We start from the raw sequence: 21,776 nt of genomic DNA, 5'->3' as shown, positions 1-21,776 counted from the left end.
CACCCCCTCCCGGATAAGGAGTCAGCGATGACCTCACGACTCGGTCGGCTCGCCGTCGCGTTTGTCGCGACGGCAGTTGCCACGCTCGGCGTCACGGTCGCCAACCCCGCGCCCGCGTCCGCCGCGATGACCATCTGCTACAACACCAGCCAGGCAGGCGCCTACGCCGGCACCGCCAACCAGGCCGCCTCGATCTGGAACAACGCCACCACGAACCTGACGCTTACCGCGAACTGCGGCTCCAACCTGCGGATCTACCAGATCACCGGCGGCGGCTCCTACGCCGTGCGGACCAGCCTCGGCAACGGCCGGGTCTACATCGACACCCAGCAGGCGGCGCAGTACAGCCCGCTGCGGATCATGACCCACGAGATCGGGCACATCCTCGGCCTGCCGGACAACTACAACGGCAACTGCGCGATCCTGATGTCCGGCGGCAGCGCCGGCACCAGCTGCACCAACCCGTACCCGAGCACCGCCGAGGCGAACCGGGTGAGCAGCCTCTTCGCCGGCACCCTCAGCGCCACCGAGCGCAGCGCCGGCCGCAGCGCGGACATCTTCCGGGACAGCTGGCCGAGCGTGCTCACCCCGGTGAGCTGACCGACCTGGCACGAGGAATGGGCCGGTGTGTTCGCCGGCCCCTTCGTCGCGTCCTCAGCTCGGCGTCGGCGTCAGCCGGGTACGCGGGCCCGCCCGCAGCACACCGGACGGAAGCTTCTTGCCGAGCAGCTCCTCGGCCAGCTCGGCCACCTCGATCAGGGCAGCCAGGTCGATGCCGGTGTCGACGCCCATGTCGTGCAGCATGTGCACGGCCTCCTCGGTGGCGAGGTTGCCACTGGCCCCCGGGGCGTACGGGCAGCCGCCCAGGCCGCCGACGCTGGCGTCGAACTCGGTCACCCCCAGCTCCAGCGCGGTCAGCAGGTTGGCCAGCGCCGTACCCCGGGTGTTGTGGAAGTGCAGCAGCACCGGCACGTGCGCGTTGCGGTCGCGTACCGCGGTCAGCAGGTCACGGACCCGACGCGGAGTGGCCATGCCGGTCGTGTCGCCGAACGCCACCCGGTCCGCGCCGTCGCGGACCACGCGGTCGACGATGCCGGCGACCCGCCACGGGTCGATGTCCCCCTCGTACGGGCACCCGAAGCTGGTCGCCACGATCACCTCGACCCGCGCGGACGCCCCGTGCAGGAGGTCGATCAGCTCGGCGATGTCGTCCAACGACTCGTCGGTCGAGCGGTTGACGTTGCGCCGGTTGTGCGTGTCGCTGGCCGACACCACCACCTCGATCTCGGTGAACCCGGCAGCCAGGGCCCGCTGCGCGCCCCGGGTGTTCGGCACCAGCGCCGAGTAGCGCACCCCGTCGGCCTTCGTGGCCCGCCGCCACACCTCGTCGGCGTCGGCCATCTGCGGGATCGCCAACGGGTGCACGAACGACACCGCCTCGATCCGGCGTACGCCGGTGCCGGAGAGCGCGTCGAGCAGCCGCACCTTCGCGTCGACGGGAATCGGCTCCTCGTTCTGCAGCCCGTCCCGCGGCCCGACCTCACGAATCGACACGAAATCTGGCAGTTCAGCCAAGGGGTCACCTCACTGTGACAGAGCTGTGCTGGGGTTCTCCCAGCATGCCACCCCCCAGTGTCGATCAAGAGGTTCGCGTCATCCGGGACCGAAATCCTGACGCGAACCTCTTGATCAACGATGACGTCGGGGTCAGCGCATGCGGGAGACGATGCCGGTGTCGTACGCGCCGCTGAGGAACTCCTCGTTCTCCAGCAGCTCGGCGAAGAACGGGAGGTTGTTCTTCGGGCCTTCGATCCGGAAGGCGGCCACCGCCGCCTTCGCGCGCTCCAACGCCTCTTCGCGGGTGTCGCCGCTGACGATCAGCTTGGCCATCAGGCTGTCGTAGAACGGGGTGACCGTGTTGCCGCCGGTGTAGCCGGAATCCACCCGGACGCCCGCACCCGTGGGCTCCACCCAGGTCTTCACCACGCCGGGGCCGGGCAGGAAGCGCTTCGGATCCTCCGCGTTGATCCGCATCTCGATCGCGTGCCCGCTCGGCGTCAACGCGTCCGGGTCGAACGTCGGCGCCAGCCCGGACGCCACCCGCAACTGCTCCTCCACCAGGTCGATCCCGTAGACGTACTCGGTCACCGGGTGCTCCACCTGCAACCGCGTGTTCATCTCCAGGAAGAAGAACTCGTTCGTGGCCGGGTCGAGCAGGCACTCCACAGTTCCCGCGTTGCGGTAACCCACGGCCTCACCGGCGCGCACCGCCGCGGCCAGGAAACGCTGCCGCAGCTCCGGCGAGACCGCCGGGGACGGCGACTCCTCGACCAGCTTCTGGTTGCGCCGCTGCACCGAGCACTCCCGTTCGCCGAGCGCCACCACCCGACCGTCGGCCAGGCCGAGGATCTGCACCTCCACGTGGCGCACCCGGGGGAAGTACCGCTCGATCAACACCGAACCGTCACCGAACATCCGCTCGGCGAACGCGCGCACCTTGTCGTACTCGGTGCGAAGCGCTGCCTCGTCGACGGCCACGCCCATGCCCATGCCCCCGCCACCCGCGGCGGCCTTGACCATCACCGGGTAGCCGATCTCCGCAGCGGCGGCGACCGCCGCGTCCAGGTCGGCGGCCGGGTCGGTGGTGCCGGGCGCGACCGGGACGCCGGCCGCCGCCATCAGGTTCCGGGCATTGATCTTGTCGCCCATCGCGGTGATCGCGTCCGCGCCGGGCCCGACCCAGATCAGCCCGCTCGCCTCGACGGTACGGGCGAACTCGGCGTTCTCCGACAGGAACCCGTAGCCGGGGTGGATGGCCTGTGCGCCGGTCGACTTCGCGGCGGCGAGGATCGCCTCGACGTTGCGGTAGCTCTGGGCCGGGTTCGGCGGGCCGATGAGAACGGCCTCGTCCGCCTCGGCGACGAAGGGCAGGTCGGCGTCGGCCTCCGAGTACACCGCGATCGCGCGGATGCCGAGCCGCTTGGCGGTCCGGATGACCCGGCGGGCGATCTCGCCCCGATTGGCGACCAGCAGTGACTCGATCATGTTTCCTCCCGGCGTCCGGATGGTGGGACGATGCCAGGGAACCACGACCGGCCCACTCCTGACGAGCCGGGGCTCAGACGAGCAGCGCGGCCGGGCTCAGGCGAGCAGGGCGGCCAGGGCTCAGGCGAGCAGGGCGGCCAGGGTGGCGCCGCGCAGCAGCTCGGCGCGACGCCGACGGTCCACCTCGCCGCCCAGGAACGGGGTCGAGTTCATCAGGCCGAACGCGGCGTGCGCCAACACCCGCGCCTCACCGTCGGGCATGCCCGGGTGCAGCGCGGTCAGCACCGTCACCCACTCCTCGACGTACATCCGCTGCAGGCGGCGGATCCGTCGTCGCGGCTCCTCCGGCAGGCGGTCCAGCTCGTGCAGGTGCAGTGCGATCACCGCCGGGTTGGCCAGCGCGAACTCGACGTGGAAGTCGATCAGCGACTCCAGCGCGCCGCGCGGGTCGTCCGGATGCCCGGCGGCGCGTTCCCGGCCGCCGGCCAACAGCCCCTCGCTGACCGGGATCAGCGCGGCGGCCAGCATGGCCTCCTTGCCGGCGAAGTGGTGGTAGAGCGCGGGGCCGGTCACCCCGGCTGCCGCACCGATGTCGTCCATCGACACGCCGTGATAGCCACGGGCGGCGAACAGACCGACCGCGATCTCCAGGATCTCGTCCTTGCGGGACCGGCGCCGGCCCGCACCCGCCGCACCCCGTGCCTGCTGTTCCACCGTCACGGGGCAAGCGTAGACCGCGAGCCGACCGCGGTGGGGCGGCGGTTACCGGTCGGTTGCGTGCGCCACGCCACCGGCCGGCCCCCGCTCGGGCGGGGCCGACCGGTCGGCGAAGAGGTCTACTCGTCCGGGTCGAGGTCGTGCTCCGCGCGCAGCGCGGCGGCCTCCGTGGGTCGATCCAGCAGGTCCAGGGCGCGGGCCAGCAGCCAGGCCGTCTGGCGGACCGGCCGCGAGCCGGCCGGGAGCCCACCGAGTACGCGGCGCAGCAGCGGCTCCGCCTCGGCCGGCCGGTCCAGGCGCAGCAGCAGCTCACCGACGAGGATCTCGACCTGGGCCGCCTCGCCGAACGCCTCGATCGACCGGAGCCGGTCCGGCACCCCGGCGAGTCGGTTCAGCGCCTCGTCCGGCCGCCCCTCCCCGACCAACACCCGCGCACCGGCCTCGGCCGCCATCGCCAGCTCGTACGTCACCGGCGGCTCCGGCTCCGGCTGCCCGGCCAACGCGGCCGCCAACCCGTCCACCAGCTCGATGGTCCGGACCGCCGCCGGTCGGTCGTCGGACCAGAACCAGGCGTACGCCTCCCGCCGACGGGCACGCAGCTCGTCCAACGGCAGGTCGGCCAGCCGGTACGCCGTGGCGGCGGCGGCGAACCGCTCGGCGGCAACCGCGTCCCGGTCGGCGTCGTAGAGGATCCCGCCGGCCTCCTCCAGCACCTGCGCCCGGTGCGGAAGATTGTCCGGGCCGTCCAGGTTGGTGGACAACTGCTCCAGCAGGGCCAGCGCAGGATCGATCTCGCCGAGCCCGGCGTACACGCCGGCCAGCAGGTGCCGACAGCGGTCGGCCTCCGCCTGGGCGCCCAGCCGGTCCAGGCCGAGCACGGCCTCCTCGGCGACCTCGGCCGCCTCGGCGAGCCGGCCCACCATCCGGTACGCGTTCGCCAGCTCCCAGCGCAGGAACGCGTCCCCCTCGGCGCCGCGCTCCACGCAGAGCGTCACCGCCTCGACGAAATCGTCCACGGCGTCGGCGGCCCGGCCGGCGGAGAGCAGTGCCCGCGCGCGGGCGACCCGGACGGGCAGCTCCGCGTCCGCCGGCGCCACCCGCAGCGCCTCGTCGCAGGCGGCCACCGCCTCCGCCGGGTCGTCGACCGTCCGCGCCCAGGCCAGGCAGGCCGCCGTGAGCAGTTCACCGATGCCCAGCTCACGACCAGTGCCGCGAGCCTCCTCGGCGGCGGCGCGGGCCTCGTCGACGCGGTCGGACTGCTCCAGCAGGTGTGCCCGGTGCAGCGCCATCCGAGCCGCCAGGTGCCGGTCGCCACCCGCGTCGGCCGGTGCTCGGTCCAGCGCCGCGAGGGCGTCCGCCCACCGTTGCTGGTGCAGCAGCGCCAACGCCAGCCGGTCGTGCCCCGCGGCCCGCTGCCGGGCGTCACCGAGCCGGTCCAGCACCTCGGCGGCCTCCCGGACCAGCGCGAGCCCCTCCTCGGCGTGCTCGTCGGCCCTGGTCAGCAGCACGCCGAGCCGCCCGGCGACCACCTGGGCGGGCACCTCCTCGCCCGCCGAGCGGTACAGGTCCAGCGCCGCCCGGTTCAACTCGACCGCGCCCTCGATGTCGTCCTCGTCGCCGCGCTCGGCGGCCCGCAGCGCCAGCCGGTGCGCGACCGTACGCGCCGGCAGGTCGGCGGAGCCGAACCGGTCGTCGCACGCGGCCAGCGCCGCCTGGAACGTGGCCCGGTCGTGTCGGCCCCAGCTCTCCTCGGCGAGGGTCAGCAGCTCGTCAGCGTCGGCGTCGGCGGGCAGGGTGACGGCGGGCGCCTCGGCCCGATCCCGGCCACCTCGGTCGGTGGACGCGGGCGTGCCCGCACCGAGCGCAACGGTTGGATCGGCCGGACGGCGGCGGACGCTCGCGGAGAGCGGCAGGTGCTCGCCACTGGGCCGGACGGCGAGCCGGCGGGCGATCCACTCCGACTGGTGCGTGGTGCCGTTGCGGGCGTCGAAGCGGGCGGCCAGCGCGGTCGCGGTCCCGGCCAGCTCGTCGGCCAGCGTCGGCGCGGGCACCTCGGCGGCCGGCCGGCCCTCGGCGGCCCGGCGGTACACCGTCGCCGCACCCGCCTGACGCAGCGCGGCGGCGGCGGTCGCCGCGAAGTGCATGGCGGCGGCCGGCGACGGCGGCCGGTCCAGCCAGTCCAGGTGCCGCTCGACCAGCTCGACCGCCCGCGCCTCGTTGCCGGTCAGCGTGCAGAACTCGACGTGGTCGCCGATGTCCCACAGGTCGGCGAGGTTGCCGCGCAGCTTGCGGTACGCCTCCCGGTGCGCGTCGCGCGCCGACTCACCTCGACCGGTACGCAGATAGGGCAGAAGGAGCGCCGTGAGGATCGCCTGCGGCTGCTCGGTGCAGGTCAGTCTGCCGGCGAGCACCGGCTCGGCCAGTGCCACCGCCTCGGCGTCCCGCCCGGTGTCGGCGAGGTAGCCCACCTGACTCGTCGGGTCACAGCCGGCGCAGTCGGACAGCTCGTCGCGGGGTGTGGTCTGCCAGAGCCGGTACCAGTGCGCGGCGGCCTCGGCGTCGCCCACGTGGTCGGCGACCCGGAACCGGTGCTTGTGGACGGTCTGCAGGCTGTGCCCACCGGCCCGGTAACGCCGCTCCATGTCGTCGAGCACCGCGTACGTGCGGTCCAGCGGCACCTCGGGGAACTTCAGCAGGCCGGACACCATGTACTTGAAGTGCCACAGCAACTGGTGCAGGTGGCGCTGGTGGTAGGGCTGCGGGTCGCGGTCGAACTCGGACAGGCACCAGGAGAAGGTCACGAACGACTTCGCCGGCTCACCGCCGTAGACGTACCCGGTGGTGGCCTGCATCCGGGTGACGAAGGCGAGGTGCCGGTCGTCGGCGGCGTCGACCCGGCGCAGCAACTGCTCCAGCGCGGCGATCTGCCCCGCCCCGTACGGCATGTCGGCGATGCCACGCAGCACCCGCCACAGGTCCTCGTCGCTCATGGTCACTCCCGTCCCGGCACGGCCCGGCCGAGCAGGCCGAGGAAGGAATCGTTCAGCAGCGCGGCGTCGGCAGCGCGGATCGGATGGTGGCCGAGCAGCAGCGCCTGCCCGTACAGCGCCTCGATGGCGAGGCCGACCAGCTCCGGGTCGCCCAGCATCGTGACCCGCCGGACCAGCGGGTTGCGGTGGTTGAGCACCAGTTGCGGGCGGTCCGGTGGGGCGGTGGCGGCGAGCGCGTCGAGCACTCCGCACCACAGCTCGTCGGCGCGGTCGCGGCTGGCGGCGAGCTGGTCGTTGAACGCCGCCGACCGGCTGACCAGGTAGAGCGCGGGCAGCGAGACCGGGTCGTACGCCCGGATGACCACCTCGCAGCCGGACCGTTCGACGGCCCGCTGCGCGGCGGTGAGGAACGGCCGCAGCGCCAGTTCGACCTGCGGGTCGAGGGCCTCGAACCGGGTGGTGAGGTCGCTCGGCTCCAGCCGTTCGATCAGCACCGACCGGTCCACCGCCGGTAGCCGCTCGATCAGCTCGGTGTCGTACGTGTAGCCGGCGTTCACCACCGCCAGGTCCTGTGCGGCGGCCACGGCGGCGAGTTGGCGGAACTCGTCGAGGCTGGCCGCGTAGCGGAGCACCCCGTGGCGTTCGCGGAACTCGGCGAGCGTGAGCGTGCCGACGTTGGTGTCCATCGGCCACCACCTGTCGACCAGCCGGAGCATCTCGTCGTCGTGCAGCGCCAGCGCCTTCACGCCGAGGTGGTGCACCTGGAGGAACTCGGCCAGCCGGTGCGGGTCGTGTCGCGCCAGCCGGACCAGCCAGCCGCGTACCTGGTCGCCGAGCGCCTCCCGGGTCGCGGTGAGCAGGGTGTCCTCGTAGAGGGCCTCGCGGCTGGCCGTCGGGCGCAGCTCGGTCGCGTCGACCACGCAGTGCGCGAAGAACGCCCAGTCCGGCAGCAGGCTGTCGGCGTTCTCGGTGAGCAGCATCCGCTTGAGGTAGACGCGGTGCCCGGCCCGGGCCGCCGGGTTCACCGGGGTGGGCAGGATGACGGCGACACCGGTCAGCCCCGCCTCCGGCACGGCCAGCGGCAGCACGTCGAACGGCTCCACGCCGAGCGTCTCCCGGGCGTACCTGATCAGCGCCGCGCGGTCGAGCGGTGCCCCCGGCGTGGTCGCCCACGGGGGTTCGCCGGTGGTGGTGACCGTGTCGCCGACCCGGACGGTGACCGGCAGCAGCGAGCCGAAGAGCCGCGCCAGGTCGGTGACGGTCGGGGTGGCGAACCACTGGTCGGCGTCGCGACGGGGCACCAGCGTGACAGTGGTGCCCGGCTCGACGCGGGCGGCCTCCGGCGGGGCCACGGTCACGGCGTAGCGGCCGTCGGCGTACCCGGTCCACCGGACCGTGGGGTTGTCGCCGTGCCGGGTGAGCACCTGGATCTCGTCGGCGACCAGGAAGCAGGAGAGCAGGCCGATGCCGAACTGGCCGAGGAACTCGTGCCGGGAGAAGCCCAGCTCGTCGCGTTTGGAGCTGCGGCCGATGGTGGCCAACAGCTCGTGCACCTGCGCCTCGGTCAGGCCGACGCCGGTGTCGTACACCCGCAGGGTGCCGTCGCCGGTGATCTCCGGCGGCTCGATGCGGACCAGCGCCGGGGCGTCCGGCTCGGTCGTACGCCGGGCGGTGATCGCGTCCACGGCGTTCTGGAGCAGCTCACGGACGTACACCCGCGGGCTGCCGTAGAGGTGATGGCTGAGCAGGTCGACCACGCCACGCAGGTCGACCTGGAAAGTGTGGTCCACGCCTGAGTTCTCCCCGGTCCCGATGCCGGCGCCCACCGTACCGATGATCACCGACGGCCCGCGTCCCCCTTTCGCCCGGCGGCTTGACCCTCGACCCGGTCGAGAGGGCACGTTCGGCGGCATGACCTCCTCCGCTCTGGGCCGGGATTTCCGGCTGCTCTGGTCCGCCGCCGTCTCGTCCCGGCTCGGGGACGCGCTGCGCACGCCGGCGCTGGCCCTGCTGGCCGCGACACTGACCCGCGACCCTCGGATCATCGCGGCGGTCACCGTGGCCGGGCAGCTTCCGCCGCTGCTCTTCGGCCTGCTCGGCGGCGTGTACGCGGACCGCTGGGACCGCCGACGGACGATGGCCTGCATCGACGGGGTACGCGCGGCGGTGGTGGCGGCGGTGGCCGTGGCGGTCGTCCTCGACCGGGCTGCCGTCGTGACGCTGCTGGCGGCCGCGTTCCTCCTCGCCGCGTTGGGCACCCTCTTCGACTCGGCCTCGTTCGCGCTGCTGCCCGGGGTCGTGTCGCCGGCCGCGCTGCCCCGGGCGAACGGAAGGCTCCAGGCGGGGAGCGCGGTGGCCGGCGGCTTTCTCGGCGCGCCGGCCGCTGGTGTCCTCTTCGCCACCGCTCCCGCCCTGCCGTTCGCTCTGGACGCCGTCACCTTCGCGGTGGCGGCCCTGCTCGTGCTGGCCCTCACTCCGACGCCCGCCGTGGTCACCGGGCCGGCCGTTGGACGCCTGTCGGTGTGGAGCGAGATCACCGAGGGGATGCGCTGGCTGCGCGGCGACCGGACACTGTGGCGGGTCACCCTGCTGGCCGCCGCGAGCAACCTGGCGATCAGCGGTCTGATGGCGGTGCTGGTGCTCTACGCGCTGGACGTGCTGCGCGTGCCGGCGGCCGGATACGGGCTGTTCGCGGCGGGCGCCATTGTCGGCGGCGTGGGCGGGGCGCTCGGGGCGGGCCGACTCGCCGCCCGGCTCGGCACGGTGTCCGCGCTGCGGGTGGTGCTCGCCGCGCAGACCGTCGCGCTGGTCGTGTTCGCGCTGGCCCGGCAACCGGTGCCGGGCGGGGTCGCGCTGGCCGTCTTCGCCGCCGGCACCGTCGTGTGGAACAGCCTGGCGGCGTCGTACGGGCAGCGGCACGTGCCGGGCAGACTGCTAGGTCGGGTGGGTGCCGCGCAGCGGATGGTCGGGCTGCTCACCGCACCCGTCGGCGCGGCGGTCGCCGGGCTGGCCGCCGCCGCGTACGGGACGGTGCCGGTGGCGGGTGCCGCGGCTGGCACGTTCGCGCTTGTCACGCTGGTGGCGTGGCGAACGCTGCGGCCGGTCGCGTCGGTGTCGCCGGTGGTCGCCCCCACCGACGACAGCACAGCACCCCAGCCGTCGCGCTGAGCAGCACGTCGTGCACCTCAGCCCGCGCCGCGTTCCGCGTGGGACAGCCCGGACAGGCGCAGCGCGATCCGCTGCCGGACCGGGGGTACGGCCCCGAGCAGCCGGAGCAGCGCGTCGCGGGCCGGTCGGCGGGCCGGGGAGGTGGTGGCCAGCCGGGTCAGCCCGGCGGCGAAGCTCACCACGTCCTCGGCCATCGGGCGCTGCCGGGCGGTGTAGTCGTCGAGCAGCGTCTCCGGGCCACCGGCGAGCACCTCGGCCAGGGCCGTGCCGAGGGCCACCGCGTCGCAGATGCCGAGGTTCATGCCCTGCCCGCCGGCGGGGCTGTGCACGTGCCCGGCGTCCCCGGCCAGCAGCACCGGCCCGGCCCGGAAGGTGTCGGCGATCCGGTGGTGCACCCGGAACCGGGAACCCCACAGCACCTCGGTCACCCGGTCGGGCCGGCGGGTCGGGCCGCGCTCGTCGAGCAGCGCCTGAAGGTACGCCCGATCCGGCTCGGGCGGTGCTGTCGGCACAGCGGCGACCAGCCGGACCACGCCGTTCGGCAGTGGCGCCCAGACCAGCGGCCCGGGACGGGCGAGGAACAGCGCGGCCTCGTCGCGGGGCAGCGCGCTGTCGACCCGCACGTCGGCGAGCACGAAGGACTCCTCGTCGCTGGGGCCGGCGAAGCCGATGCCGGCCGCCTGCCGGACGGTGCTGTGCAGGCCGTCCGCGCCGACCACGTACCGGGCGCGCAGGTCCACACCGTCGACCCGCGCGAGCACCCCGGCGGCGGTCGGGCTCAGGTCGGTCAGCCGGCACGGCCGTCGTACCCGGACGCCGAGGTTGGCCAACTGCCCGACGAGCACGGCCTCGGTGACCGCCTGGGAGACCAGCAGGGCGTAGGGGAAACGGGACGGCAACCGGTGGAACGGAACCGACAGCAGCGTCCGGTCCCGGTCGCGGACCGTGAAGCGCGGCGCACGCACCCCCTGGGCCACCAGTGGCGCCGCGACGCCGATCCGGTCCAGCACCTCCAGGGTGTACGCGTGCACGACGGCCGCGCGGGACGTCTGTGGCGGTTCGGCCTGCTGGTCCAGCACTGTCACGTCGATCCCGCGACGGGCCAGCGTCAGTGCGGTGGCGAGGCCGGTGGGGCCGGCACCCACCACCAGGACGTCGGTGCTCGTGGGCAGCATGGCCACCTCCGGAACGACTGTTGCCAACGGGTGTTGGCAAACGGTTGTTGGCAACGCTAGGACGGCGGTCGTTGTGTGTCAACAACCGTTGGCATACGGTCGTTGACATGACCGCGCCCGCCCACCCGACCCACCCCCGCCGATCGGACGCCACCCGCGCGGCGATCCTGCGAGCAGCCCGCGAGCGGTTCGCCGCCGACGGATACGAGCGCGCCACGATCCGGGCCATCGCCGCCGACGCCCGGATCGACCCGTCGATGGTCATGCGGTACTACGGCAGCAAGGAGGGTCTGTTCGCGGCGGCGGCCGAGTTCGACCTCCGCCTGCCCGACCTGGCCGCCGTGTCGTCCGAGCAGCTCGGCGAGGTGCTGGTCCGGCACTTCCTCGCCCGGTGGGAGGGCGACGAGACGCTTGTGGCGCTGCTGCGGGCCGCCAGCACCAACCCGGGCGCGGCCGAACGGATGCGCGGCATCTTCGCCGACCAGCTCACCGCGGCCGTGGCCACGTTCGGCACCGACCCGGCGCTGACCGCCCGGCGTGCCGGCCTGGTGGCCAGCCAGATCCTGGGCCTCGCCTTCACCCGCTACGTCGTCCGGCTCCCACCGATGGTGGACGTCGACCCGGAGGAGCTGGTCTCCTGGGTCGCGCCGACCCTCCAGCGCTACCTGACCGGGCTGCCGCAGACCTGACCCAACCTTTTTCCCCTCCCCATGCGTCTGTCGGGTGACGCGCACCGTGGCGGCCGGAAGGGGTGCGGATGGGATCGACGGCGAACGACGGCCGCGACGGCTACCTCGCCTTCGTGGAGAGCAACCAGCACCGTCTGCTGCGTGCGGCCTTCCTGATCTGCGGCGACCGGCACCAGGCCGAGGACCTTCTCCAGGACGCCCTGCTGAAGCTGGCGCTGCGCTGGACCTCCGTCCGCGACGGCGATCCCGCCGCCTACGTGCGGGCCATCCTCTACCGGGATGCGGTGTCGTGGTGGCGGCGTCGACGCCGGGAGTGGCTCAGCCCCGCACCGCCGGAACAGGTGGCCCCCGACCGTGACGGCGCGCTGCGGCTGACCCTGCACGACGCGCTGGGGCTGCTGCCGCCCCGGCAGCGGGCCGTGCTGGTGCTGCGCTACTACGAGGACCTGACCGAGGTCGCCACGGCGGAGGCGCTCGGGGTGACCGTCGGCACCGTGAAGAGCCAGTGCCACGTGGCGCTGCGCCGGCTTCGCGAGGTGGCCCCCGATCTCACCGGAGATGGCCGATCGAGCCGGCGCGCGACCCGCTCCGGCGACCCGACCGCCGACCTGGAGGTGAACCAGTGAACGAGCGGGATCTGCGTCAACTGTTCGCCGTCAGCGTGGAGGACGTGCTGCCCAGCAAGCCCGCGACGGCCGGCTGGGACCGGGCGCGGCGCACGCGTCGTACCCGACGGGTGCTCGGCGCGGCAGTTCTGGCCGTGGTGCTGGTCGGCGGTGGCACGGCGGCCGTCCGCCGGCCGTCCCCCGGTCCGCCCCTGAACCACACGGTGGTGCCGACCGTCGAGCCCACCCACGCCGATCCCGTGCAGCGTCCGCCGGCCGAGCTGACGTTTCCACCCGATCCGCTGAACCGGCTGAGCGGCCCGGCGACCGTGCCGCTGTCCGAGCGACCGGTCCAGCGGGCGTTGGCGCTGTTCCAGCCCGTCGACGAGGAGAACCGCGCGGACGGCCCGGTCCGGATCCTCGGCGACGACGGCGTCGTGCGCGGTCTCGACGTGGTGACGCTGGCGCCGACCCGGGACGCGGACGGCAACGAGGCGACCGCCGTACAGCCGGGAGTGTTGTCGCCGGACGGGCGTTGGGCGGCCTTCCCGCAGACCAACGAGCTGATCATGGTTGACCTCACCGCGGCGGGCGTACGCCGGATCCCGCTCGACGGCTACCTGGAGCTGGTGGTGTGGGCGCACGACCGGGTCCTGGTCGGCGGCGGCAACCGGACGTACGCGGTGGAGCGCGACACCGAGGCGGCAGGCACCATCGACGTGTCGGCCTGGAACGTGGTGGCACCCGACCCGGAAGCCGGCCGCGAGGCGGCGCTGATCGAGATGATCGGCGAACGGGGCAGCCTGACGCTGCGCAACCGGTCCGCCCGCGAGGCCACGATCCGCTCCGAGCAGCGGATAACCGACGGCGTGCTGCCGTCACCGTACGAGGTGAATGAGTTCTACGGCCGGGGTTGGCTGCACGGCGGTCGCCTGGCGAGGGCCGCCATGATCACCAACAACGACATCGACGGCGCCGAGGGGGTGGCCGTGCTGGACTCCCGTACCGGCGCGGTGACCCACCTGCTCGACCTCGGTCGGGATCGCGCCAAGGGCTGCTGCCCGGTGTTGGGCTGGGACAACAAGGGAGCGGTGCTGCTCAGCCTGGAACCGGCCGCCCTGGCTCGCTGGGACCCGGAGACCGGCGAGATCACCGGGATCATCCGGGACCTACCCGGCGTGCTGGCGCTGGCCGGCTGAGAGTCGTCGAGCCCTCAGCCGGTTAGCTCCGCAGAACCGGTCAGGCGGCGATGCCGCCGGGCTGGTCGCCCTTCACCACGGGCGCCCGGACCAGGTTGCCCCACTCCGTCCACGAGCCGTCGTAGTTGCGCACCTGCGGGTAGCCCAGCAGGTGCCGCAGCACGAACCAGGTGTGGCTGGACCGCTCACCGATCCGGCAGTACGCGATCACGTCGTCGTCCGGGCTCAACCCGAGCTGGTCGGCGTAGATGGCCTTCAGCTCGTCGGCGGACTTGAACGTGCCGTCCTCATTCGCCGCCGACTTCCAGGGCTTGCTGACCGCGCCCGGGATGTGCCCGCCGCGCAGCGCGCCCTCCTGCGGGTAGTCGGGCATGTGCAGCATCTCGCCCGTGTACTCGCCCGGGGACCGGACGTCGACCAGCGGCCGGCCCACGGCGATGTGCGCCATCACCTGCTCACGGAACGCCCGCAGCGGCGCGTCGTCCCGCAGCGGCACGGGGTAGTCGGCGCGGGGCCGGGCCGGCTTGTCGCGGGTCACCTCGCGCCCCTCGGCGATCCACTTCTGCCGGCCGCCGTCGAGCAGGCGCACGTCGGCGTGGCCGAAGAGCGAGAACACCCAGAGGGCGTACGCGGCCCACCAGTTGAAGTTGTCGCCGTAGAAGACCACGGTGTCGCCCCGGCCGATGCCCTTCGCGGCACACATCTCGGCGAAGCTCGTCGCGTCGAGGTAGTCCCGGGTGACCTGGTCGTTCAGGTCGAGGTGCCAGTCGACCTTGACGGCACCGGGGATGTGACCGGATTCGTAGAGCAGGACGTCCTCGTCGGACTCGACCACGACGAGGCCCTCGTCGCCCAGGTGCTCGGCCAACCAGTCGTTGGTGACCAGCCGCTGCGGGTCGGCGTACGACTGGAGGCGGGGATCAGGATCGTTCGGCACAGACATGATCCCCAAGTTACGCCGCAACACCGCCCGACGGTCGGCCATCAGATGCGACGCGGCCCACGTGAGGCGTGCTCACGCCCGCCGGTGGACGATCCGGCCGGCGGCCACGGTCGCGATGCAGGCGCCGTCGGCGTCGTGCGCCGACAGGTCGGCGCGTCCACCCGGATGCAGGCTCGGCACCACGGGCGCCGGCAGCACCAGCAGGTCGCTCCGGTCGACGGCGGCCCGCAGCGCCGGCTCGGCCAGGTGTTCCGCCAGCACCGCCGTCACTCCGCTACGCAGCAGCGTGTGCACCCGTTCGCGTGGGGTGGGTGCCGCCGGCAGCGGGCCGTCGTGCAGCAGGCCCGGACCCAGCACGCCGGGCCATCGGCGGACCCGCACCCCCGCGTACGTCTCGCTCAGCTCGGCCAGCGGACCCACGGCCTCGACCCGGTCGCCGTCCACCAGCACGGCGTGCTCCGGAACCGGCTCGCCGTCCCGTTCACGGCGCAGCAGCGGCGCGGTGTGCAGGGTGCGCACGGTCAGTCGACGAGCGGGCCGAGCAGCGGACGCTTCGCGGTCACCGTGTCACCGGACGACCGGCCGGTGAGCCGCCGCCTGATCCACGGGGCCAGGTACTGCCCGGCCCAGCGCAGGTCGGCCGCGCGGGCGGCCAGCCACGGCGACGGCGCCGGGTGCGGCGGGACCATCAGCCACTCCTCGTCGCAGCCCACGCCGAGCGCGTTCAGCACCTGCCCGGCGACCCGCCGGTGCCCGGCCGGGGAGAGGTGCAGCCGGTCGGTGCTCCAGAGCATCGGGTTGAGGAACGTGTCGTCGGCGTACAGGTCGACCAGGATGGCGCCGTGCCGCTCGGCGGTCTCACCGACCGCCTGGTTGAGCAGTTGCACCCGGGGAGCGACGAGACGTTGACCGGGCAGCCGTGCCATCACGTCCGCGAATCGGAAGAGCAGCACGTCCGCGCCGCCCGAGCGCAGCTGCCGAACGACCTCGTCGAAGCGGGAGACCAACGTGTCCGGGTCGAAGGTGCGCCGCAGCACGTCGTTGCCGCCGGCCGCGAAGCTGATCAGATCGGGCTTCATCGCCACCGCGGAGGGCACCTGCTCGGCGACGACACCGGGAAAGAGCCGGCCCCGGATGGCCAGGTTCGCGTACCGGAAGTCGGGGCCGGCCTCGGCGGCGAGCCGGGTTGCCACCAGGTCCGCCCAACCCCGGTAGGTGCCGTCCGGGTACGCGTCGTCCATACCCTCGGTGAAGCTGTCCCCGACCGCGACGAAACTGCGCCAGCGCACCGCGCCTCCCTCACCCGTTGCCTGCGGCGACCAGTCTGTCACCGGAGGCACGGCCGGCGACGCCCCGATCCGCCGACGTGGCGGAACGCACTTGATCCGCGCGGGATCGCCGATGTCGCGGTGTCCCACTGCCCCGGATACCCCGATATCGGGGAGATGGCGTCGTGTCGCCAATCCGGCTGGTGGTGGAGTGCCGTGGCTCGCATTGAGGCCGCACAATGAGGGGCCGGTCACCGGACCGCGCAGTGGGGAGGGCCCAGTTGAGTCAGGCAAGCGAGCCGAGCCCCACCGGGCCGGCCCCGGCGGTGCCCCCATCGTCGCGCACCACGCGGACCCGCCAGATCCGACTCGTGGGGCTCATCGTCGCGCTGGCCGTCCTGGCCGCCGCCCTGGTCCCGATCGTCCTCGCGATGGGCCCGCCGACCCGGGACGAGTTGCTGGAGGACGCCGGCCTCAAGGGCAAGCAGCAGCTCGTCATCGGCGTGAAGGACGACCAGCCGGGCATCTCGCAGCGCCTCCCGAACAACGTCTGGAAGGGCTTCGACGTCGACATCGCGTACATGATCGCGAGCTACCTCGGGTTCGACCACTCCCAGGTGCGTTTCGTGCCGATCGAGAGCGAGGACCGGGCCCGTCGACAGGCCCAGGACGGCGAGGGGTTCGTCATCGTCGACCTGGTCATCGCGTCGTACAGCATCAACGACAAGCGCAGGGAGGAGGGTGCCGTCTTCTCGGCCGCGTACCTGAACACCGAGCAGTCGGTGGTGACGTTGAAGAGCTACCAGAAGCAGGTGAGCAGCCTGGAGGATCTGCGTGGGCTGACGGTCTGCTCGCTGACCACCTCGACGTCCATCCAGCGCCTCGCCGAGGCCGGCGCCTCGCCGGTGGGTCGAAACAGGATCAGCGAGTGCATCCAGGAGCTGTACGACGGCAAGGTGCAGGCCGTCACCACCGACGCGGCGATCCTCGCCGGCTTCGTCACCGGCGACCAGCCGGACGGCGACGGTCAACACTTCCCGGTGACCCTCAAGAACGTGAAACCGCTGCGGCACTGGGACATCGGCTCGTCGCCCCAGGAGCGCTGGGGCGTCAACACCGGCCCCAACCAGGCCCTGCTCGACCTGGTCGACCTTGCGCTCTACAAGTCGGCCAAGGACGAGAACGACTCGGCCTGGGAGAACGCGTACAACGCCAACCTCCGTTGGCAGCAGGGATACAACCTCCCGCAGCCGGTCGCGGAACAGCAGCAACCCGATCCGAGGAAGGTGGAGGTGCGACAGTGGCCGTGGGAGAGGATCGCGCTACCGCCCCCGGCGTACCCCGGATCACCACCAGCTCCGCCAAGGCGGTCCGCCCGCGCCGGATGGCGGGGGCGCGGCAGGCGCAGCAGTGGCTGCTGACCCTCCTTCCCACCTTCCCCGTCCTGCTCCTGGTCCTGCGACTGTGGCAGCTCAGCCAACAGGACATGTCCACGATGCTGCTGCTGGTCCAGTACGTCAGTCCGCTCGGCCTGCTCAGCGCGCTGCTGATCGCCCTGGTGTGGGCGTTCCCCGTGGTCGTGCTCACCTTCGGCGTCCTCGGTCGACTGCTCCGGCTCAGCGCTCCGGACCGGTTCGACCCGGAACGGTCACTACTGGCCTCCGGGACGGCACGTACCCCCGGTTGGGTGATCAGCGCGGCGGTCGCGCTGGGGGCCCTCACCTGGCAGCTCCGCTTCCTGCCGTCGCTGCTGATGCTCGGCCTCTGGCTGCTCGCGCTGCGCACCCGCTACCTGCATCCTGACCAGCCGACCCGGATCCTGCTGGTCAGCGTGGCCCTGCCGCTGGCCGCGGCGGTCCTGGCGTACACCGTGCTGGGCCCGGCCATCTGGACGGCGTACCAGGATGGCGAGGTGGCCACGGCCGCGCTGCTGGCGGTGCCGCCCGCCGCCACCGTGCTGCTCACCGGCCCGATCCCCGGCTGGATCGCCCCGACGCTGACCCACGGTCTGGCGTTCACGGTCGCCGCCGTGCTCCCGGTGGTGATGGGCGCGGTCTTCCTCCGGGTGCCGCTGCTGCCCACCGCCGCGGTCGAGGTGGTCCCGAAGCAATCGGCCTCGCCGGCCCCGGACGTCACGGCCTCGGCAGCCCCGGGCGGCCCGGCCTCGAGCGCGTCGGCTGCTCCGACGAACGGCGGCACGGCAGGCCTGGACGGTGGGGACGGCCCGCCGACGGCCAACGGCGGCCCGGAGGTGGTGCTCGGCGCGCTCATCACGGTTACCGACACGTCGACGATCATGCTGGACCGGACCGCCACCGTGCGGTTCCTGCCGAACGGGTGGGTCGAGTCGCAGGTCCTCTGCCCCCAGCCGGCGGCGGTTCCGTACAGCCTGGTGTCGGTGCGGGGCTGGCCGGTGGAGGAGACCGCGCTCAACTGGATGATGCCCCGGCGGCCGGTGGCCGACCCGGACGTCCGCTGCGAGGGCCGCCTTCCCGGCGACACGTGACCCGGGACCGAATTGGATCGCCGCACCGGGACCGGCGGTCTTAGGCTGCCCGAATGCTGCTACGCATGTCGACCCTGTTGCTGCGGACCCTGCGCGAGGATCCGGCCGACGCGGAGGTGCCGAGCCATCGGCTGCTGCTGCGCGCCGGTTACATCCGTCGCGCCGCACCGGGCGGCTACACGTGGCTGCCGCTGGGCAAGCTGGTGCTGGACCGGATCACCGAGGTGGTGCGTGCCGAGCTGACCGCGATCGGCGACCAGGAGGTGCACTTCCCGGCGCTGCTGCCCGCCGAGCCGTACCGGACGAGCGGCCGGTGGACGGAGTACGGCGACCTCCTCTTCACCCTCGCCGACCGGCGCGGCGCCGAGCACCTGCTGGCACCCACCCACGAGGAGATGGCGGCGCTGCTGGTCAAGGACGTGTTCACCTCGTACCGGGATTTCCCGGTGACGCTGTTCCAGGTGCAGACGAAGTTCCGCGACGAGGCACGGCCCCGGGCCGGTGTGCTGCGCGGCCGGGAGTTCCTGATGAAGGACGCGTACTCCTTCGACCTGGACGAGGCGGGGCTGCGGGACGCGTACGCGCGGCACCGGGCGGCGTACCAGCGGATCTTCGACCGGCTGGGCCTGGAGCACACTGTGGTGCACGCGATGTCCGGCGCGATGGGCGGCTCGGCGTCGGAGGAGTTCCTGGCAGCGACCCCGGTCGGCGAGGACACGTACGTCGGCTGCACCGCCTGCGGCTACGCGGCCAACACCGAGGCCGTCGTCACCCGGGCACCCGCCGCCATCGACCTCGCCACCGCGCCCGCGACGCAGGTGCACGACACCCCCGAGACCGCGACGATCGCCAGCCTGGTCGAGGTGGCGAACGCCCGTCGGCTCGGGGACCGCGACGACTGGACCGCCGCCGACACCCTGAAGAACGTCGTCCTGACCGTGCGTCAGCCCGGCGCCGAACGGGCCGAACCCCTGGTGGTCGGGTTGCCCGGTGACCGGGAGGTCGACCTGAAGCGGCTCGGCGCCGCGCTGGAGCCGGCCCAGGTGGCCGTCTTCGACGAGTGGTCCGAGCATCCGGAGCTGGTGCGCGGGTACATCGGTCCGCAGATGCTCGCCAAGCTCGGCATCCGCTACCTGGTCGATCCCCGGGTGGTGACCGGCTCCGCGTGGCTGACCGGGGCGAACGAGCCGGGTCGACACGCGACGGGCGTGGTCTGCGGGCGGGACTTCACGCCCGACGGCACGGTCGAGGCGGCCGAGGTGCGCGCCGGCGACCCGTGCCCCGACTGCGGCGACGGCGAGCTGACCATCCGGCGGGGCATCGAGATCGGGCACATCTTCCAGCTCGGTCGCCGCTACACCGACGCGTTCGCGGTCGACGTGCTCGGGCCCGCCGGCAAGCCGGTCCGGCCCACCATGGGCTGCTACGGCATCGGGATCTCCCGGGCGGTCGCGGCCATCGCCGAGCAGCACCACGACGACCGGGGACTCATCTGGCCGGCGGCAATCGCGCCGTGTGACGTACACCTGGTGGTCGCCGGCAAGGGCCCGCAGCTCGACGCGGCGCTGGACCTCGGCGGGCGCCTGGCCGCCGCCGGCCTGCGGGTGCTGGTCGACGACCGGACGCACGTCTCGGCCGGGGTGAAGTTCACCGACGCGGAGCTGATCGGCATCCCCCGCACCGTCGTGGTCGGCCGCCGACTGGCCGACGGGTACGTGGAGTTGCGCGAGCGGGCCGGCGACGGGCGCGCGGAGCTGCCGGTGGACGGTGTGGTGGAGCGGATCGTCGACGAGGCCCGCCTGGAGCGTGCGAACCTGGTGTAGCCACCGCGTCACGGGGTAGTGCAGTCGGATCGGGTGATACGTCTTCGGAGGATCTCATGACCGGTTACCGGGTCAGCGACGTGATGACCAAACAGGTCGTGTACCTGTCGGCCGAGACCACCCTGGACGAGGCGGCCAGGGTGATGAAGGAGGCGGACATCGGCGACGTGGTGGTCACCGACGGCGCCACCCTCGCCGGCATGCTCACCGACCGGGACATCGTGGTGCGGGCGGTGGCCGAGAACAGCTCGCCGGCGGCCACCACCATCGGCTCGATCGTCACCCGCGAGGTGGTCATGATCGAGCAGCACTGCACGGCGGGTGAGGCTGCGGCGCTCATGCGGGACCGGGGCATCCGCCGCGTGCTCGTATGCGACAGCGACCGCAAGCTGGTTGGGATCGTCTCGCTCGGTGACCTGGCCATGCAGCTCGACCCGACCAGCGCGTTGAGCGAGATCAGCGAACAGTCTCCGACCACGTGAGCCGTCGGCGCCAGCGGTAGCCTCGACACATGGCTGACATGCCGGCCCGACTGGCCGAGATCGTCGACGAGTTCGCCGCCGCGCCACGCGACCTGGTGCTGGAGATGCTGCTGGAGTACGCCGACGTCATCCCGCCGCTGCCCGCCGACGCCGCCGGGCACGAGGGCATGGAGCAGGTGCCCGAGTGCCAGACCGCGTTCTTCCTGCGCGCCCGGGTGACGCCGGACGGGACCGTCGAGACCCTCTTCGACTGCCCGCCGGAGGCGCCCACCACCCGGGCGTTCGCCGGGATCCTCGCCGAGGGTCTGGCCGGCGCGAGCGCCGAGGAGGTGCTGGCCGTGCCGGACGACCTGTACCAGCGGATGGGCCTGGCCCAGGCGATCAGCCCGCTGCGGGTGCGCGGCGGCACGGCGATCCTGGGCCGGCTCAAGCGGCAGGTCCGGGAACAACTCGACTGAGCCGGCAGTTGGCACCGATCATGGAGATTGAGATCTACGCCGACGTCGTCTGCCCGTGGTGCTACCTGGGCAAGCGTCGCCTGGACGAGGCGCTCGCCCGCTACGACGGCGAGGTGACCGTCCGCTACCGGCCGTTCCAACTCGACCCGTCGCCGGTGCCCGAGCCCCGCCCGATCATCGACGCGCTGGCCGACAAGTTCGGCGGCCCGGAGCGTGCCCGGCAGATGGTCGCGCGAGTGACCCAGGCCGCAGCGGGTGACGGGCTTCGGCTGGACTACGACCGTGCGGTGGCCGCGAACACCTTCGACGCCCACCGACTGGTCGCCTACGCCACCGAGCACGGCCGGGCGGCCGAGATGGTGGAGGCCCTGTACCAGGCGCACTTCACGAAGGGCCTCGACATCGGTTCCCGGGAGGTGCTGGCGACGATCGCCGGCTCGATCGGCCTGGACGCCGCCGATGCCCGCCGGTTCCTCGACTCCGACGAGCGGACCGCCGAACTCGCCGCCGAACTCGCCGCCGCCCGCGACCTGGGCATCACGAGCGTCCCGACGTTCGTACTGGCCGGGAAGTACGCGGTCAGCGGCGCCCAGGAGACGTCCACGCTCCTCGCCGCGCTGGCCGAGGTCGAGCAGCGGGAGGCCGCAGCACGCTGAGACATCGACCGGGGCGATGTTTCACGTGCAACGGTATCGATGTCGGTGCCTG

20 protein-coding genes are annotated in these 21,776 nt (G+C 73.0%); 11 read left to right on the top strand and 9 right to left on the bottom strand.

Translation table 11 applies throughout. The features are described 5' to 3' along the window. Positions 1-27: 27 nt before the first annotated feature. Positions 28-600, top strand: a complete 573-nt coding sequence (locus ACFYPH_RS10680; protein WP_387180872.1) for a snapalysin family zinc-dependent metalloprotease — start codon at positions 28-30, stop codon at positions 598-600. Positions 601-654: 54 nt separating this feature from the next. On the opposite strand, the gene ACFYPH_RS10675 is transcribed toward ACFYPH_RS10680, so the two are convergent. From ACFYPH_RS10675 to ACFYPH_RS10655, 5 genes are all read right to left on the bottom strand, one after another. Beyond that, positions 655-1,566: a hydroxymethylglutaryl-CoA lyase gene (locus ACFYPH_RS10675; protein ID WP_387181466.1), complete on the bottom strand. Its 912-nt coding sequence runs from the start codon at positions 1,564-1,566 to the stop codon at positions 655-657. A gap of 141 nt (positions 1,567-1,707) precedes the next feature. After that, positions 1,708-3,045, bottom strand: a complete 1,338-nt coding sequence (locus tag ACFYPH_RS10670) for an acetyl/propionyl/methylcrotonyl-CoA carboxylase subunit alpha (protein ID WP_387180869.1) — start codon at positions 3,043-3,045, stop codon at positions 1,708-1,710. Positions 3,046-3,165: 120 nt separating this feature from the next. Continuing rightward, entirely contained in the window at positions 3,166-3,765 is a 600-nt protein-coding gene (locus tag ACFYPH_RS10665; RefSeq protein WP_355133969.1) for a TetR/AcrR family transcriptional regulator, read from the bottom strand. Between the two features lie 116 nt (positions 3,766-3,881). Then, positions 3,882-6,752 (bottom strand): hypothetical protein, encoded by a 2,871-nt coding sequence (locus tag ACFYPH_RS10660; RefSeq protein WP_387180866.1) that lies wholly within the window; start codon positions 6,750-6,752, stop codon positions 3,882-3,884. A gap of 2 nt (positions 6,753-6,754) precedes the next feature. Then, positions 6,755-8,542 (bottom strand): HSP90 family protein, encoded by a 1,788-nt coding sequence (locus ACFYPH_RS10655; protein WP_387180864.1) that lies wholly within the window; start codon positions 8,540-8,542, stop codon positions 6,755-6,757. A 121-nt stretch (positions 8,543-8,663) separates the two neighbouring features. Here ACFYPH_RS10655 and ACFYPH_RS10650 point away from each other — a divergent pair, with 121 nt between their 5' ends. Then, the gene (locus ACFYPH_RS10650) at positions 8,664-9,920 is read left to right on the top strand and encodes an MFS transporter (protein WP_387180861.1); all 1,257 of its coding nucleotides are present in this window, start codon (positions 8,664-8,666) and stop codon (positions 9,918-9,920) included. A gap of 17 nt (positions 9,921-9,937) precedes the next feature. On the opposite strand, the gene ACFYPH_RS10645 is transcribed toward ACFYPH_RS10650, so the two are convergent. Beyond that, positions 9,938-11,095, bottom strand: coding sequence for an FAD-dependent oxidoreductase (locus ACFYPH_RS10645; protein ID WP_387180858.1), 1,158 nt, complete (start codon positions 11,093-11,095; stop codon positions 9,938-9,940). Positions 11,096-11,202: 107 nt separating this feature from the next. Between ACFYPH_RS10645 and ACFYPH_RS10640 the strand changes: the two genes are divergently transcribed. From ACFYPH_RS10640 to ACFYPH_RS10630, 3 genes are all read left to right on the top strand, one after another. Then, positions 11,203-11,784, top strand: a complete 582-nt coding sequence (locus ACFYPH_RS10640) for a TetR family transcriptional regulator (RefSeq protein WP_354854890.1) — start codon at positions 11,203-11,205, stop codon at positions 11,782-11,784. Positions 11,785-11,852: 68 nt separating this feature from the next. Then, the gene (locus ACFYPH_RS10635) at positions 11,853-12,410 is read left to right on the top strand and encodes a SigE family RNA polymerase sigma factor (protein WP_387180855.1); all 558 of its coding nucleotides are present in this window, start codon (positions 11,853-11,855) and stop codon (positions 12,408-12,410) included. Next, positions 12,407-13,588 (top strand): hypothetical protein, encoded by a 1,182-nt coding sequence (locus ACFYPH_RS10630; protein ID WP_387180852.1) that lies wholly within the window; start codon positions 12,407-12,409, stop codon positions 13,586-13,588. The genes ACFYPH_RS10635 and ACFYPH_RS10630 overlap by 4 nt, the downstream gene beginning before the upstream one ends. Before the next feature lie 40 nt (positions 13,589-13,628). Here ACFYPH_RS10630 and ACFYPH_RS10625 read toward each other — a convergent pair whose 3' ends face one another. The 3 genes from ACFYPH_RS10625 to ACFYPH_RS10615 all read right to left on the bottom strand — a co-directional run bounded on the left by ACFYPH_RS10625 (position 13,629) and on the right by ACFYPH_RS10615 (position 15,820). Beyond that, positions 13,629-14,531, bottom strand: coding sequence for a sulfurtransferase (locus tag ACFYPH_RS10625; protein WP_387180850.1), 903 nt, complete (start codon positions 14,529-14,531; stop codon positions 13,629-13,631). Between the two features lie 72 nt (positions 14,532-14,603). Continuing rightward, complete coding sequence (locus ACFYPH_RS10620; RefSeq protein WP_387180847.1) at positions 14,604-15,050, bottom strand: hypothetical protein; 447 nt, start codon at positions 15,048-15,050, stop codon at positions 14,604-14,606. Between the two features lie 2 nt (positions 15,051-15,052). Further along, on the bottom strand, positions 15,053-15,820 hold the full coding sequence (locus tag ACFYPH_RS10615; RefSeq protein ID WP_354854882.1) for an SGNH/GDSL hydrolase family protein: 768 nt from the start codon (positions 15,818-15,820) through the stop codon (positions 15,053-15,055). A gap of 260 nt (positions 15,821-16,080) precedes the next feature. On the opposite strand from ACFYPH_RS10615, the gene ACFYPH_RS10610 reads away from it, so the two are divergent. The 6 genes from ACFYPH_RS10610 to ACFYPH_RS10585 are packed head-to-tail and all read left to right on the top strand — an operon-like array spanning position 16,081 to position 21,724. Beyond that, a complete protein-coding gene (locus ACFYPH_RS10610) occupies positions 16,081-17,220 on the top strand; it encodes a transporter substrate-binding domain-containing protein (protein ID WP_354854880.1) in 1,140 nt (379 codons plus the stop codon). Next, positions 17,106-18,305: a hypothetical protein gene (locus tag ACFYPH_RS10605; RefSeq protein ID WP_354854878.1), complete on the top strand. Its 1,200-nt coding sequence runs from the start codon at positions 17,106-17,108 to the stop codon at positions 18,303-18,305. Before ACFYPH_RS10610 ends, ACFYPH_RS10605 begins: the two co-directional genes overlap by 115 nt. A 53-nt stretch (positions 18,306-18,358) precedes the next feature. Further along, positions 18,359-20,128 carry a proline--tRNA ligase gene (locus ACFYPH_RS10600; RefSeq protein WP_387180842.1) on the top strand — a complete coding sequence of 590 codons (1,770 nt, stop codon included), beginning with the start codon at positions 18,359-18,361 and terminating at the stop codon, positions 20,126-20,128. A gap of 56 nt (positions 20,129-20,184) precedes the next feature. Then, positions 20,185-20,610, top strand: a complete 426-nt coding sequence (locus ACFYPH_RS10595) for a CBS domain-containing protein (protein ID WP_354854874.1) — start codon at positions 20,185-20,187, stop codon at positions 20,608-20,610. A gap of 29 nt (positions 20,611-20,639) precedes the next feature. Continuing rightward, on the top strand, positions 20,640-21,068 hold the full coding sequence (locus tag ACFYPH_RS10590) for a SufE family protein (RefSeq protein WP_234584468.1): 429 nt from the start codon (positions 20,640-20,642) through the stop codon (positions 21,066-21,068). A 20-nt stretch (positions 21,069-21,088) separates the two neighbouring features. Continuing rightward, positions 21,089-21,724: a DsbA family protein gene (locus tag ACFYPH_RS10585; RefSeq protein ID WP_387180837.1), complete on the top strand. Its 636-nt coding sequence runs from the start codon at positions 21,089-21,091 to the stop codon at positions 21,722-21,724. Positions 21,725-21,776 lie beyond the last annotated feature (52 nt).

Source organism: Micromonospora sp. NPDC005252 (assembly GCF_042872475.1).
Taxonomy (GTDB): Bacteria; Actinomycetota; Actinomycetes; order Mycobacteriales; family Micromonosporaceae; genus Micromonospora.
This window is presented reverse-complemented; position numbering and strand designations above follow the sequence as displayed.

Excerpts from the sequence above, each read along its gene's own strand:
- ACFYPH_RS10600 (WP_387180842.1), top strand. The coding sequence starts at position 18,359 with ATGCTGCTACGCATGTCGACCCTGTTGCTGCGGACCCTGCGCGAGGAT.
- ACFYPH_RS10625 (WP_387180850.1), bottom strand. The coding sequence starts at position 14,531 with ATGTCTGTGCCGAACGATCCTGATCCCCGCCTCCAGTCGTACGCCGAC.
- ACFYPH_RS10645 (WP_387180858.1), bottom strand. The coding sequence starts at position 11,095 with ATGCTGCCCACGAGCACCGACGTCCTGGTGGTGGGTGCCGGCCCCACC.
- ACFYPH_RS10585 (WP_387180837.1), top strand. The coding sequence starts at position 21,089 with ATGGAGATTGAGATCTACGCCGACGTCGTCTGCCCGTGGTGCTACCTG.
- ACFYPH_RS10595 (WP_354854874.1), top strand. The coding sequence starts at position 20,185 with ATGACCGGTTACCGGGTCAGCGACGTGATGACCAAACAGGTCGTGTAC.
- ACFYPH_RS10650 (WP_387180861.1), top strand. The coding sequence starts at position 8,664 with ATGACCTCCTCCGCTCTGGGCCGGGATTTCCGGCTGCTCTGGTCCGCC.
- ACFYPH_RS10680 (WP_387180872.1), top strand. The coding sequence starts at position 28 with ATGACCTCACGACTCGGTCGGCTCGCCGTCGCGTTTGTCGCGACGGCA.
- ACFYPH_RS10660 (WP_387180866.1), bottom strand. The coding sequence starts at position 6,752 with ATGAGCGACGAGGACCTGTGGCGGGTGCTGCGTGGCATCGCCGACATG.
- ACFYPH_RS10635 (WP_387180855.1), top strand. The coding sequence starts at position 11,853 with ATGGGATCGACGGCGAACGACGGCCGCGACGGCTACCTCGCCTTCGTG.
- ACFYPH_RS10590 (WP_234584468.1), top strand. The coding sequence starts at position 20,640 with ATGGCTGACATGCCGGCCCGACTGGCCGAGATCGTCGACGAGTTCGCC.
- ACFYPH_RS10640 (WP_354854890.1), top strand. The coding sequence starts at position 11,203 with ATGACCGCGCCCGCCCACCCGACCCACCCCCGCCGATCGGACGCCACC.
- ACFYPH_RS10670 (WP_387180869.1), bottom strand. The coding sequence starts at position 3,045 with ATGATCGAGTCACTGCTGGTCGCCAATCGGGGCGAGATCGCCCGCCGG.